Genomic DNA, 12,650 nt, shown 5'->3' with positions numbered 1-12,650 from the left:
CCCCGCAGGCGCTTGCCGGTCCTCGTCAGCCCTTATCGAGGTACTGCTCGCGGTCCTTGTCCAGCAGGGCGTCCAGCGCCGTCCGCAGTGCGGGCAGCCGTTCCAGATCCGGGTCCTCGGCGACCACGGCCACCGCCTCCTCGCGGGCCGCCGCGATCACCTCCTCGTCCTCGATGACCGCGAGCATCCGCAGCGACGAGCGCACGCCCGACTGGGCCTGGCCCAGCACATCGCCCTCGCGGCGCTGCTCCAGGTCGATCCGGGAGAGCTCGAAGCCGTCCAGGGTGGCGGCCACCGCGTTCAGCCGGGCCCGGGCCGCGCTCGCCTCCGGCATCTCGGTGACCAGCAGGCACAGGCCCGGGGCCGAGCCACGGCCGACGCGGCCACGCAGCTGGTGCAGCTGCGAGACGCCGAACCGGTCCGCGTCCATGATCACCATCGCCGTGGCGTTCGGCACGTTCACCCCGACCTCGATGACCGTGGTCGCGATCAGCGCGTCCACCTCGCCGGCCGCGAACCGGCGCATCACGTCGTCCTTGTCGTCGGGCTGCATCCGGCCGTGCAGCACCTCGATGCGCAGCCCCTGGAGCGGGCCCTTGCGGAGCTGGTCCGCCATGTCCAGGACGGCCAGCGGCGGCCGCTTCTCCGCCTCGTCCTCGGCTGACTTCTTCTTGGCCGCCTTCTTCTCGTCCTCGTCGTCACCGATGCGTGGACACACCACGTACGCCTGGTGGCCCTTGGCGACCTCCTCGCGGACCCGCTCCCAGGCGCGCGCCAGGAAGTGCGGCTTGTCCTGGGCGGGGACGACATGGCTGGCGATGGGCGAACGCCCCGCCGGGAGCTGGTCCAGGACGGAGGTCTCCAGGTCGCCGAAGACGGTCATGGCGACCGTGCGCGGAATCGGCGTCGCCGTCATCACCAGGAGGTGCGGGGGCTGCTTGCCCTTGCCGCGCAGGGCGTCGCGCTGCTCGACGCCGAACCGGTGCTGCTCGTCGACGACGACCAGGCCCAGGTCGTGGAACTGCACCTTGTCCTCGATCAGCGCGTGCGTGCCGATCACGATCCCGGCCTCGCCGGTGACCAGATCCAGCAGGGCTTGGCGGCGGGCGGGCATGCCCATCGACCCGGTGAGCAGCACGACCTTGGTACCGAGGTCGGAGCCGCCCAGCATCCCGCCCTCGGCGAGCTCGCCCATCATCTCCGTGATGGACCGGTGGTGCTGCTGGGCCAGCACTTCGGTGGGCGCGAGCATGGCGGCCTGGCCGCCGCTGTCGACCACGGCGAGCATGGCGCGCAGCGCCACCATCGTCTTGCCCGAGCCGACCTCGCCCTGGAGCAGCCGGTGCATCGGGTGCTCGGTCGCCAGGTCGTCGAAGATCTCCTTGGAGACCGTGCGCTGGCCGTCGGTGAGGGTGAAGGGGAGCTTGGCGTCGAACGCGTCGAGCAGGCCGTCGGGGGCGGGCCTGCGGGCCACGGCGGGCAGTTGGGCGTCCGCGTGGCGGCGCCGGGCCAGCGCCACCTGGAGGACGAACGCCTCGTCCCACTTCAGCCGCTGGCGGGCCTGCTCCACGTCGTCCTTGGTGTGCGGACGGTGGACCTTCAGCAGCGCCTCGGGCAGCGGGACGAAGCCACGGCCCTCCCGCAGGGAGGGAGGCAGCGGGTCCACGGCCTCCTGGGCGCTGGGCAGCACCGCGTCGACCGCCTTGGCGATCTTCCAGGACTCCAGGCCCTTGCAGGCGGGGTAGATCGGGATGAGCGCGCCCGCCCAGGAGTCCACCACCTCGGCGGAGTCGTCGCCGTCGGCGCTCAGCTTCGCGTACGTGGGGTGGGCGAGCTGGAGGCGGCGGTTGAACATCGACACCTTGCCCGCGAACATCGCGCGGCTGCCGGGCAGCAGCTCCTTGTGCGGCTTGTGGATGCCGCGGCCGAAGAAGACCAGCTGGAGGCGGCCACTGCCGTCGGTGATGGTGATCTCCAGGCGCTGGCCGCGGCCGCCGTTGAACGTGTGCACGCGCGCGTCGGCCACCTGGGCGACGACCGTCACGTCCTCGTCGAGGGGCAGCTCGGCCAGCTTGGTCAGCTGGCCGCGCTCCTCGTACCGCCGCGGGTAGTGGTGGAGGAGGTCGCCGACCGTGTGCAGGTCGAGCTGCTCGGCCATGACCTTCGCGGTGGGGCCGCCGAGCAGCTTCTTGAGGGGTTCATCGAGCGCAGGCACGCGATCCATTGCACACCACACCACTGACATCCCGCAGGATCCCCCGGCCCCCTGTGGACAACTCTCCGCGTACGGAGGCGACTCGACGGGTCCCGCGAGCGGCTACTCGACGCCGATCAGCAGCGGGGCGCTCTGGTTGCCGCCGTCGTAGACGACCGTGTCGACCGCGAGATGGGCCTCGCGCACATGGGCCTCGATGCCGGGCGCCAGGTCGGCGGGGGCGTCGGCGGCCAGCACCAGCGTGACCAGTTCGCCGCCCGCCGCCAGCATCCGGTCCAGGACCGCCTTGGCCGTACGGGCCAGGTCCTGCCCGATCACGGCCACGTCGCCGTCGATGAGACCCAGCACGTCCCCGGCTTGGCAGATGCCGGCCGTGGTCCACGACTGCCGCTCGGCGACGGCCAGTTCCGCGTACCGGGTGGCGCCGGCCGCCGCCGTCATCGCGACCACGTCCTCGTCGAAGCGGCGGTCGGGGGCGTGCACCGCGAGCGCGGCCAGTCCCTGGACGGCGGACCGGGTGGGGATGAGCGCGACCCGTACGCCCTCGGTGCGCGCCTGCTCCACGGCCGCGGCGGCGGTGTGGCGCAGCTCGGCGTCGTTGGGCAGCAGCACGACCTCGCGCGCGTGGGCGCGGCGGATCGCGGCGACGAGCTCGCCGCTGGCCGGGGGCTCGCCGGGCCGGGCGAGGACGGCGGTCGCCCCGGCCTCGGCGCACAGCCCGGCCAGGCCCTCGCCGGGCACGACCGCGACGACGGCCCGCTGGACCTGCTCGCGCGGCTCCAGCCGGGCCCCGAAGTGGGTGATGCGGATCCGGTACGGGCGCCCGGCCTCCACGCCCGCCTCGACGGCCGCGCCCGCGTCGTCCACGTGTACGTGGACGTTCCACAGCCCGTCGCCGCCGACGACCACCAGGGAGTCCCCGAGCGCGTCCAGGCGGCCCCGCAGCCGGGCCACGGCGTCGTCGTCGGCCTCCAGGAGGTAGATCACCTCGAAGGCGGGTCCGGCGCTCTCGGCGGGGTCGGAGGGGCAGGTGTGCGGGTCGAGCGGCGGATGCGCCTCGTGCCGTACGACCGGGGCCTCGCCGGAGAGCGCCTGCGCCAGCGCCCCCAGGACCGTCACCAGACCCCAGCCGCCCGCGTCCACGACCCCGGCGCGGCCGAGGACGTCGAGCTGCCCGGGCGTCTCCTCCAGGGCCCGCCGGGCGCCTCCGTAGGCCGCGGTGGCCACGGCCGCCGCGTCGCCGTCCGCCTCCCGGGCCGCGTCGGCCGCGGCCGTCGCCACCGTCAGGACCGTGCCCTCTACCGGGTGCGCGACCGCCTCGTACGCCGACTCGGCGGCCCGGCGCAGGGCCCCGGACAGGTCCGTGCCGCGCTCGGCAAGCACCTCGGCCATGCCGCGCAGCAGCTGGGAGAGGATCGTGCCGGAGTTGCCGCGTGCGCCGACGAGGGCGCCGTGCGCCATGGCCCGTATGACGTCGGCCGTCTTCGGCGCCCCGGTCCGCGGCACCTCGGTGTACGCGGCGAAGACCGCCTCGACCGCCTGGTGGGCGGACTCCACGGTCAGATAGAGGTTGGTGCCGGTGTCCCCGTCCGCGACGGGGTAGACGTTGACCGCGTCGATCTCCTCGCGGTCCCGGCCGAGCCCGTCCAGGGCCAGCGAGCACCAGGTGCGTACCGCGACGGCGTCGAGAGTCTGCGGCACCTGGTGTCCTCCTAGAGCGGCCGGTGAGCTGCGGGCCAGCAGCAGGGTAGACCCGGGGCGGGGGGTCGGCCCGGGGTGGGGTGCGGCGGCGGTCATGGTAGTTTCGTATCTCGGGAGCAGCCGTTGTATGCTGCTTCGGTTGCCCGGCGAGAGTCGGGCCATTCCCCCGGCAAGCCACTTCAGATCTCTGATTCCGGTGCGCCGGATTTCACTGTAAGTGCATCTGAAGTCTTTGGAGTGACCCGTGGCTGCCAACTGCGACGTCTGCGGCAAGGGGCCGGGCTTCGGCAACAACATTTCGCACTCGCACCGCCGTACGTCTCGTCGCTGGAACCCGAACATCCAGCGTGTGCGTGCCGTGGTCGGTCGGACGCCGAAGCGGCTCAACGTCTGCACCTCGTGCATCAAGGCCGGCAAGGTCTCGCGCTAACACGCGACGTTTCGTCGTAGCGCAGCCCCTGCGGTTGCCTTAAAAAGCCGGTCCACCTTTGGTGGACCGGCTTTTTGCCGTGTCCGTTCGTCTGCGGGCCGGTGGGGGCTGGTCGCGCAGTTCCCCGCGCCCCTAGGGGGTGCGGAAGCGCCAGCCGTGGTCCACCGGGCCGATCCCCGCCCCCAGCGCGAAGCCCGCCTCGATCGCCCCCGTCACGTACTCCTTCGCCTGTCTCACCGCCTCCGGGACCGGGAGGCCCTTCGCCAGGCCCGAGGCCACCGCTGAGGCGAGGGTGCAGCCCGTGCCGTGGGTGTGGGTGTTGTCGTGGCGGGGGGCCCGGAGCCAGTGCTCCTCCTTGCCGTCGGTCAGGAGGTCGAGCGCGTCGCCCGGGTAGTGGCCGCCCTTGATCAGGGCCCAGCGGGGGCCGTAGGCGAGGATCGCCTCCGCCGCCCGCCGCATTCCGTCCTCGTCCTCGACCCGTACGCCCGTGAGCTGTGCCACTTCGTCCAGGTTGGGCGTGGCCACCGTGGCGGTCGGCAGCAGCCGTTCCCGTACGGACTCCAGGGCCTCCGCCGCCAGCAGCGCGTCGCCGTGCTTGGAGACCCCTACGGGGTCCACGACCACCGGCGCGTCCGTGCCGGACAGGAGCTCCGCGACCGTCTCCACCAGGGCGGCGGACGAGAGCATTCCGGTCTTGATCGCCTGGACGCCGATGTCGTCGACCACCGAGCGGTACTGCGCCCGGACCGCCTCGGCGGGCAGCTCCCAGGCGCCCTGGACGCCCAGCGAGTTCTGCGCGGTCACGGCCGTGATCACGCTCATCCCGTGGACGCCAAGGGCCAGCATCGTCTTGAGGTCGGCCTGGATGCCCGCGCCGCCGCCGGAGTCGGAACCGGCGACGGTCAGCACCCGGGGCGGCGCGGCGCTCACTCGGCGTCCCCGAAGTGGTCCCAGCCGCCCTTGGCGGTCCAGGGGGCGCCGTCGACGGTGACCTGGGGCAGCGCCGACGGGTTGAGTACCTCGCCGATGACCTTCCAGCGCGCGGGCAGCTTCACGTCCGGCGGGAAGGTCGCCACGATCGCGTGGTCCTCTCCCCCGGTGAGCACCCACTGGAGCGGGTCGACGCCGACCGCCTGGCCGATGTCGTTCATCTGCGTCGGGATGTCGATCAGGCCGGAGCGCAGGTCGATGCGGACCTTGCTCGCCTCCGCGATGTGCCCGAGGTCCGCGACCAGGCCGTCGCTGACGTCCGTCATGGCGGTGGCGCCGAGCCCGGCGGCCGCGGGGCCCGCGTGGTACGGCGGCTCCGGGCGGCGGTGGGCCTCCACGAAGGCGCGCGGCGAGCGGAAGCCGCGCGAGAGCACCGCGTAGCCCGCCGCCGACCAGCCGAGCCAGCCGGTCACCGCGACCACGTCGCCGGGCTGTGCGCCGCCGCGGGTCACCGGCTCGTGGTTGCGCAGGTCGCCGAGGGCGGTGATGGCGACGGTGATGGTGTCGCCGCGCACGACGTCGCCGCCGACCACGGCCGCCCCCGCGACCTGGCACTCGTCGCGGATCCCGTCCATCAGCTCGACCGGCCAGGTGGCCGGGAGCTCGGCCGGGACGACGAGCCCGAGCAGCAGTGCGGTCGGGACCGCGCCCATGGCGGCGATATCGGCCAGATTCTGCGCGGCGGCCTTGCGGCCCACGTCGTACGCGGTCGACCAGTCGCGCCGGAAGTGGCGGCCCTCCAGGAGGATGTCCGTGCTCGCCACCACCCTGCGGTCGGGTGCGGTCACGACCGCGGCGTCGTCGCCGGGGCCGATCCGGACCGCGGGGGTCGAGGTGAGCCGGGAGGTCAGCTCCCTGATGAGCCCGAACTCCCCCAACTCGCCCACAGTGCCTTTCACCGTGCCACCTCTCATCCTCGTACCCCTTGGCACCCGGCGCGCTCGCGGTCGCGAGCGGTCACCTCGGTGGGTACCGTCAACACATACGTCAACTTCTGCTCCGCGCACGCGGATGTGCGAGCGCCCGCGCCTGCGCGGTACTCCCCGGCGCACACGGCGACGCGATACCGTGGCGTCTCTTTCTTCCCCCCTTGGGCCTCCCCGCCGTAGGGAGGGGACATGATCCTCGTGGCCGCCCTGGAGGTTCCGTGGTACAGGCGTACATCCTCATCCAGACCGAGGTGGGCAAGGCGTCGACCGTCGCCGAGACCATCGCAAAGATTCCGGGAGTGATCCAGGCCGAGGACGTCACCGGGCCGTACGACGTGATCGTGCGCGCCCAGGCGGACACGGTCGACGAGCTGGGCCGCATGGTGGTCGCCAAGGTCCAGCAGGTGGACGGGATCACCCGCACCCTGACCTGCCCGGTGGTTCATCTGTAGCCCCCGCTTACCCTTGACCGGTGACCTCTCCGCGCCGCCGTCCGCTGCTCGTCCTGCCTGCGGTCGCCATGCTCATGGCGGTCGCGGGCTGTTCTTCCTCGTCCGACGCCGACGCGGGGGCCGCGGTTCCCTCGCCGTCGGCGAAGGAGGCGGCCGCCTGCGCGGCACTGGACAAGGCGCTGCCGGACACCGTGGCCGGGCAGCAGCGGCACGACCCCACCCCTGACTCACCGCTGACGGCCCGGTGGGGGGACGGGGACGCGGAGATCGTACTGCGCTGCGGCATACCGCGACCCGAGGAAATGTCGGATCCGAAGCTCCCGGGCGTCGGCGTGGAGGGCGTCGACTGGACGGTGCAGCAGCGCGCGGAGGGGCCCCGCTTCATCACCCAGTACCGGGACCCCTACGTCGAGCTGCTGACGGGCAAGCGCTACGCGAACGACGCGTCCGTGCTCCAGCCGTTCGGCTCCCCCGTCCGGAAGACCATCCCGAAGACGGTCTAGCGCAGGCCCGTCGACCGGCGCAGCGCCGCCTCGATCAGGCGCTCCACCAGCTCCGCGTAGTCGACCCCCGTCGCCTCCCACATGCGCGGGTACATCGAGATCGGCGTGAAGCCCGGCATCGTGTTGATCTCGTTGATCACGAACTCGCCGTTCTCCTGGAGGAAGAAGTCCGCCCGGACCAGACCCTCGCAGGACGCGGCCTCGAACGCCTCCACGGCGAGCCGGCGCACCTCGGCGGTGGCCTCGGCGCCGATCGGCGCGGGCACGATCCCGTCGGCCGAGTCGATGTACTTGGCCTCGAAGTCGTAGAAGGCGTGGTCGGTGACCGGCGGGATCTCGGCGGGGACGCTCGCGCGCGGCCCGTCCTCGAACTCCAGGACGCCGCACTCGATCTCACGGCCGCGCAGCAGCGACTCGACCAGGAACTTGGGGTCGTGGCGCCGCGCCTCCTCGATGGCCTCGTCCAGGCCCTCGAAGGAGTCGACCTTGGTGATGCCGAAGGAGGATCCGGCCCGGGCCGGCTTGATGAACAGCGGCCAGCCGTGCTCGCCCGCGAACGCGGCGATCCGCTTGCGGGCGCCCTGCTCGTCCTGCTCCCACTCGCGGGGCCGGACCACCAGGTAGGGGCCGACGGGCAGCCCGAACGAGGTGAACACCCGCTTCATGTAGTCCTTGTCCTGGCCGACGGCCGAGGCGAGCACGCCCGAGCCGACGTAGGGGACGCCGGAGAGCTCCAGGAGGCCCTGGAGGGTGCCGTCCTCGCCGTACGGGCCGTGCAGCACCGGGAAGACGACGTCGACCTCGCCGAGCGCCTTGGGGACCGCGCCGGGCTCGGTGTAGACGACCTCGCGGCTGTTCGGGTCCACGGGAAGCACGACGGCGCCCTCGGCGGACTCGGCGAGCTCGGCCACGCTGGGCACCTTGCGGTCGGCGATGGCCATCCGCTCCGGCTCGTCGGCGGTGAGCGCCCAGCGGCCGTCCGTCGTGATGCCGATGGGCAGCACGTCGTACTTCGTACGGTCGATGGCGCGCAGCACGGCACCGGCGGTGACGACCGAGATGCCGTGCTCGGAGCTGCGGCCGCCGAACACGACGGCCACCCGCGGCTTGCGCGGCTGCTGGGTGCTCTCAGGGCTCTGGGGGAGGTTCTCGCTGCTCATATCGCGTTGAGCGTACCCGTTCGGTCCGCCGCCTTCAGCGCCGCTCGGACTTGGCGCTGCGCGACATCAGCTCCTTGAGCGCGACCACCGGGGGCTTGCCCTCGTGGACGATGCCGACGACGGTCTCGGTGATCGGCATGTCGACGCCGTGGCGGCGGGCCAGATCCAGTACGGACTCGCAGGACTTGACGCCCTCGGCGGTCTGCCTGGTGACCGCGATGGTCTCCTGGAGGGTCATGCCCTTGCCGAGGTTGGTGCCGAAGGTGTGGTTGCGCGAGAGCGGCGAGGAGCAGGTGGCGACGAGGTCGCCGAGGCCCGCGAGGCCGGAGAAGGTCAGCGGGTCGGCGCCCATGGCGAGCCCGAGCCGGGTGGTCTCGGCGAGGCCCCGGGTGATGAGCGAGCCCTTGGCGTTGTCGCCCAGGCCCATGCCGTCGGCGATGCCGACGGCGAGCCCGATGACGTTCTTGACGGCGCCGCCGAGCTCGCAGCCGACGACGTCGGTGTTGGTGTACGGGCGGAAGTACGGGGTGTGGCAGGCGGCCTGGAGGCGCTGGGCCACGGCCTCGTCGCGGCAGGCGACCACGGCGGCGGCGGGCCGGCGCTGGGCGATCTCCTTGGCGAGGTTGGGGCCGGTGACGACGGCGACGCGGTCGGCGGAGACCTTGGCGACCTCCTCGATCACCTCGCTCATCCGCTTGGCGGTGCCGAGTTCGACGCCCTTCATCAGGGAGACGAGCACGGTGTCGGGGGCGAGCAGCGGCGTCCAGGCGGCGAGGTTGCCGCGCAGGGTCTGCGAGGGCACGGCCAGGACGGTGAAGTCGGCGCCCTCGGCGGCCTCGGCCGGGTCGGTGGTCGCCCGTACCCCCGCGGGCAGTTCGATGCCCGGCAGGTAGTCGGGGTTGGTGCGGGTAGTGTTGATCGCCTCGGCGAGTTCGGGGCGGCGGCCCCAGAGGGTCACCTCGCAGCCCGCGTCGGCGAGGACCATGGCGAACGCCGTACCCCAGGAGCCGGTTCCGAATACTGCTGCCTTGGTGGCGGCGTGCGTCACTTGGTGCCCTCCCCGGCGGCCTTGCGGCGCTGCTGCGCGCGGACTTCGCGCGGATCGTACGGCTTCGCGGGGGCGCTCTCGCCCCGGATCTCCTCCAGCTGGCGGGTGATCGCGGCCATGATGACCTCGGTCGCCTCGCGCAGCACCTCGGGGGTGGGCTCCTTGTCGTAGAAGCGCGCGAGGTCGACCGGCGGACCGGCCTTCACCTGGAGGGTCTTGCGGGGGAAGAGGCGGACCTTCTTCTCCTTGGCGTAGGGCGGCATCGCCAAGTTGGCGCCCCACTGGGCGACCGGGATGACCGGGGCCTTCGTCTGGAGCGCGGCGCGCGCGACGCCGGTCTTGGCGGTCATCGGCCACATTCCGGGGTCGCGGGTGAGGGTGCCCTCGGGGTAGAACGCGACGCATTCGCCGCCCTCGATCGCCTCGACGGCGGCCCGGAAGGCGCCGAAGGCGTTGGAGGACTCGCGGTAGACGGGAATCTGGCCCGTGCCGCGCAGCAGCAGTCCCACGCCGGGCGCCTTGAAGAGCGCCGCCTTGGCGAGGAATCGGGGCACCCGTCCGGTGTTGTACTGGAAGTGCCCGTAGGAGAACATGTCGAGATACGAGTTGTGATTGACGGCGGTGATAAAACCGCCGTCCGCCGGAATGTTCTCCATTCCGTGCCAGTCCCGCTTGAAAAGCACCACCAGTGGAGGTTTGGCGATGACCGCCGCCAGGCGGTACCAGAAGCCGATTCTGCGGCGGGACACTCGGAGCACCTTCCTCTAGGACAGACCACTGTCGATGACTGCGCGAGCTACGCAGGGAGCAAGTGTCGCCCCGGCCCTCCGGTCTGTCGAGAACACCGTACGCCCCGACCGTGGGGCACCCCCTCCTGGCCGGGTGACAATGACCCCGGTCCTGTCCAGCGACTATGCGTTCGACGGGGCGGGGAGAGCCGAGAGGCAGGAGGACGCCACGAACACCGCACCACCGGCGCGCTGGTCCCTGGTCGTGCCGCTGAAGCCGTTGGCACTGGCGAAGAGCAGGCTCGCCGCCGCCGTCGGCGCCGAGCTGCGTCCCCGGCTCGCTCTGGCGTTCGCCCTGGACACCGTGGGGGCGGCGCTCACCTGCCCGGCGGTACGGGATGTGGCGGTAGTCACGGACGATCCGCTGGCGGGCGCGGAGCTGGCCGCGCTGGGCGCCCGGATCATCGCGGACCGCCCGGGGGCGGGCCTCAACGCCGCTCTCGCACATGGGGCGTACGCGGTACGGGCGCTGCGCCCCGGGGCGGCGGTGGCGGCCCTGAACGCGGATCTGCCCGCACTGCGGCCCGCGGAATTGGGCCGGGTGCTTGATGCCGCCTCCGTATTTCCGCGCGCATTTCTGGCCGATGCGGCCGGAATCGGGACGACATTCCTTTCGGCCGGGCCGGGAGTGGATTTGGCCCCGGCTTTCGGCGGCCCCTCGCGCGCCGCGCATTCGGCTTCGGGGGCGGCGGAAATCCTGCTGAGCGGGGTGGACTCGGTGCGCCGGGACGTGGACACGGGCGCGGACCTGCGCACGGCACTCGCCCTGGGCCCGGGCCCGGCGACGGCGGCGCTGCGGGGCGCGGTCGATGTCGTACCGGGGCACTAGGCTTTCCGGTATGCAGGCGACCGCGTACACATACGACTTCGAGACCCGCAGCGGCAGTGTGCTGCTCGACGACGGGACCCCGGTGGACTTCGGGGCCGAGGCGTTCGACGCGGGCGGGCTGCGGCTGCTGCGGGTGGGGCAGCGCGTGCGCATCGAGACCGAGGGCGAGGGCACGTCCCTGCGCATCACGCTGGTGACGCTGCAGACCTTCTGACAAGGCCGCGGACGGTCTTCTGCGGCAGCGGACGGCCTGAACAGCGGCCGGACACGCCGCGGGCCGGGCTCCCCGAGGGGAGCCCGGCCCGGCGCGTGAGCCGTCCGGCGGTGCCTACTTCTTGCGGGCAGTCGTCTTCTTGGCGGTGGTCTTGCGCGCGGTGACCTTCTTGGCGGGCGCCTTCTTCGCGACGGCCTTCTTCGCGGGCGCGGTCTTCTTCGCCACGGCCTTCTTGGTCGTGGTCGCCTTCTTGGTCGTGGTCGCCTTCTTGGCCGGGGTCGCCTTCTTGGCGGTGGTGGCCTTCTTGGCGGTGGTCTTCTTCGCCGCCGTCGTCTTCGCCACTGCCTTCGTGGCGGTCTTCTTCGCGACGGTCTTCTTCGCCGTGGTCTTCTTGGCGGCGGCCTTCTTGGCGGTGGTGGCCTTCTTAGCCGCCGCCTTCTTGACCGTGCTCCGGCTGGACGTACCACCGGAGAGGCTGCCCTTGGGTGCCTTCTTCACGGCGACCTCGTCACCCTTGGGGAGCTTCTTCGAGCCGCTGACCAGGTCCTTGAAGCCCTGACCCGCACGGAAGCGCGGAACCGAGGTCTTCTTGACCCGCACGCGCTCACCCGTCTGCGGGTTGCGGGCGTAACGGGCCGGACGGTCGACCTTCTCGAACGAACCGAAACCGGTGACCGAGACCCGGTCGCCGGCGACGACGGCGCGGACGACCGCGTCCAGCACCGCGTCCACGGCGTCCGCGGCCTGCTGACGGCCGCCGAGCTTGTCGGCAATCGCTTCTACGAGCTGCGCCTTGTTCACGTCTTCCCCTTCGGAGACATTGGCCGGAACGAATCTGTTCTGGCTTTTTCGCACGTTAGGCAGATATATACCGCAAATCAAACACGAAACGGGCTAATCACCCTAGTGCCGCAACGAAGTCGGTCTTACCAACTCCTTGTGACTCAGTCGTCTTCGGGGAATCGGCCCTCGTCGAGGTCCTTCATCAACCGGTCCAGACGCCTTGCCGCATCGGCGAGATCGTGTTTGGCAGCCGCTGTGATGACCAGCAGCTTCCGGGACAGCGCCATCCGTACGCCCTCCGGGACTTGCAGTTCGCGCACCACTGTGTGCGCTTCTTTCAGTCGGTCCGCGACGACCCGGTAGAGCTTGAGTTGGCTGTCGCGTTCCATGCGCCGATTGTGCCATCTGGGGCGAGTTGTCGCCTCCGGCGGGGGCAACTGAGGGATTCCGGGTGGTTTCCGGTTCCCCAACGACCACCGGTCGCGCAAGTCCCAATCCGGCCATCTGCTGTGCAGCCTAGGCTAGTTGACGCCACCCTGACACCCCGCAACGCAACACGCCCCCTGTCCCGAAAGACAGGGGGCGTGTTGGGCCGAAAGACTGCCGAA

14 protein-coding genes are annotated in these 12,650 nt (G+C 71.7%); 5 read left to right on the top strand and 9 right to left on the bottom strand.

The window, feature by feature from the left end:
* Positions 1 to 25: 25 nt before the first annotated feature.
* Together recG and fakA are read right to left on the bottom strand one after the other, a co-directional pair.
* Positions 26 to 2,224 carry an ATP-dependent DNA helicase RecG gene (recG, locus tag IE252_RS21360; protein WP_190091035.1) on the bottom strand — a complete coding sequence of 733 codons (2,199 nt, stop codon included), beginning with the start codon at positions 2,222 to 2,224 and terminating at the stop codon, positions 26 to 28.
* A gap of 93 nt (positions 2,225 to 2,317) precedes the next feature.
* Positions 2,318 to 3,916, bottom strand: coding sequence for a DAK2 domain-containing protein (fakA, locus tag IE252_RS21355; RefSeq protein ID WP_229848674.1), 1,599 nt, complete (start codon positions 3,914 to 3,916; stop codon positions 2,318 to 2,320).
* Positions 3,917 to 4,160: 244 nt separating this feature from the next.
* Here fakA and rpmB point away from each other — a divergent pair, with 244 nt between their 5' ends.
* A complete protein-coding gene (gene rpmB / locus IE252_RS21350) occupies positions 4,161 to 4,346 on the top strand; it encodes a 50S ribosomal protein L28 (protein WP_003957616.1) in 186 nt (61 codons plus the stop codon).
* A 132-nt stretch (positions 4,347 to 4,478) separates the two neighbouring features.
* Here rpmB and thiD read toward each other — a convergent pair whose 3' ends face one another.
* Both thiD and IE252_RS21340 read right to left on the bottom strand, forming a co-directional pair.
* On the bottom strand, positions 4,479 to 5,276 hold the full coding sequence (gene thiD, locus IE252_RS21345; protein ID WP_190091033.1) for a bifunctional hydroxymethylpyrimidine kinase/phosphomethylpyrimidine kinase: 798 nt from the start codon (positions 5,274 to 5,276) through the stop codon (positions 4,479 to 4,481).
* The gene (locus IE252_RS21340; RefSeq protein ID WP_067164689.1) at positions 5,273 to 6,235 is read right to left on the bottom strand and encodes a thiamine-phosphate kinase; all 963 of its coding nucleotides are present in this window, start codon (positions 6,233 to 6,235) and stop codon (positions 5,273 to 5,275) included. Before IE252_RS21340 ends, thiD begins: the two co-directional genes overlap by 4 nt.
* 248 nt (positions 6,236 to 6,483) lie before the next feature.
* On the opposite strand from IE252_RS21340, the gene IE252_RS21335 reads away from it, so the two are divergent.
* Both IE252_RS21335 and IE252_RS21330 read left to right on the top strand, forming a co-directional pair.
* Positions 6,484 to 6,717 (top strand): Lrp/AsnC family transcriptional regulator, encoded by a 234-nt coding sequence (locus tag IE252_RS21335; RefSeq protein ID WP_064070330.1) that lies wholly within the window; start codon positions 6,484 to 6,486, stop codon positions 6,715 to 6,717.
* Between the two features lie 20 nt (positions 6,718 to 6,737).
* Positions 6,738 to 7,220, top strand: coding sequence for a DUF3515 domain-containing protein (locus IE252_RS21330; protein WP_190091032.1), 483 nt, complete (start codon positions 6,738 to 6,740; stop codon positions 7,218 to 7,220).
* On the opposite strand, the gene IE252_RS21325 is transcribed toward IE252_RS21330, so the two are convergent.
* The 3 genes from IE252_RS21325 to IE252_RS21315 are packed head-to-tail and all read right to left on the bottom strand — an operon-like array spanning position 7,217 to position 10,177.
* Positions 7,217 to 8,380 carry a D-alanine--D-alanine ligase family protein gene (locus IE252_RS21325; RefSeq protein WP_190091031.1) on the bottom strand — a complete coding sequence of 388 codons (1,164 nt, stop codon included), beginning with the start codon at positions 8,378 to 8,380 and terminating at the stop codon, positions 7,217 to 7,219. The two genes, IE252_RS21330 and IE252_RS21325, sit on opposite strands and share 4 nt — an antisense overlap.
* 34 nt (positions 8,381 to 8,414) lie before the next feature.
* A complete protein-coding gene (locus IE252_RS21320) occupies positions 8,415 to 9,428 on the bottom strand; it encodes an NAD(P)H-dependent glycerol-3-phosphate dehydrogenase (RefSeq protein ID WP_190091030.1) in 1,014 nt (337 codons plus the stop codon).
* Complete coding sequence (locus tag IE252_RS21315) at positions 9,425 to 10,177, bottom strand: lysophospholipid acyltransferase family protein (protein ID WP_190091029.1); 753 nt, start codon at positions 10,175 to 10,177, stop codon at positions 9,425 to 9,427. The genes IE252_RS21320 and IE252_RS21315 overlap by 4 nt, the downstream gene beginning before the upstream one ends.
* A gap of 139 nt (positions 10,178 to 10,316) precedes the next feature.
* Between IE252_RS21315 and cofC the strand changes: the two genes are divergently transcribed.
* Positions 10,317 to 11,045, top strand: coding sequence for a 2-phospho-L-lactate guanylyltransferase (gene cofC / locus IE252_RS21310; RefSeq protein ID WP_190091121.1), 729 nt, complete (start codon positions 10,317 to 10,319; stop codon positions 11,043 to 11,045).
* A 10-nt stretch (positions 11,046 to 11,055) separates the two neighbouring features.
* On the top strand, positions 11,056 to 11,259 hold the full coding sequence (locus IE252_RS21305) for a hypothetical protein (protein WP_190091028.1): 204 nt from the start codon (positions 11,056 to 11,058) through the stop codon (positions 11,257 to 11,259).
* Between the two features lie 114 nt (positions 11,260 to 11,373).
* On the opposite strand, the gene IE252_RS21300 is transcribed toward IE252_RS21305, so the two are convergent.
* Both IE252_RS21300 and IE252_RS21295 read right to left on the bottom strand, forming a co-directional pair.
* Positions 11,374 to 12,060, bottom strand: coding sequence for an HU family DNA-binding protein (locus IE252_RS21300; RefSeq protein ID WP_190091027.1), 687 nt, complete (start codon positions 12,058 to 12,060; stop codon positions 11,374 to 11,376).
* 143 nt (positions 12,061 to 12,203) lie between these two features.
* The gene (locus tag IE252_RS21295) at positions 12,204 to 12,431 is read right to left on the bottom strand and encodes an SCO5555 family protein (protein WP_101390318.1); all 228 of its coding nucleotides are present in this window, start codon (positions 12,429 to 12,431) and stop codon (positions 12,204 to 12,206) included.
* Between the last annotated feature and the right edge of the window lie 219 nt (positions 12,432 to 12,650).

The sequence above is a fragment of the Streptomyces melanogenes genome (assembly GCF_014649795.1).
GTDB lineage: Bacteria > Actinomycetota > Actinomycetes > Streptomycetales > Streptomycetaceae > Streptomyces > Streptomyces noboritoensis.
The sequence above is the reverse complement of the archived record's forward strand: the minus strand, read 5'-3'. Positions and strand labels throughout refer to the sequence as shown.

Bases quoted from the DNA above. Each gene is read 5' to 3' on its own strand.
- IE252_RS21325 (WP_190091031.1), bottom strand. From the start codon at position 8,380: ATGAGCAGCGAGAACCTCCCCCAGAGCCCTGAGAGCACCCAGCAGCCG.
- IE252_RS21305 (WP_190091028.1), top strand. From the start codon at position 11,056: ATGCAGGCGACCGCGTACACATACGACTTCGAGACCCGCAGCGGCAGT.
- IE252_RS21295 (WP_101390318.1), bottom strand. From the start codon at position 12,431: ATGGAACGCGACAGCCAACTCAAGCTCTACCGGGTCGTCGCGGACCGA.
- recG (WP_190091035.1), bottom strand. From the start codon at position 2,224: ATGGATCGCGTGCCTGCGCTCGATGAACCCCTCAAGAAGCTGCTCGGC.
- cofC (WP_190091121.1), top strand. From the start codon at position 10,317: ATGACCCCGGTCCTGTCCAGCGACTATGCGTTCGACGGGGCGGGGAGA.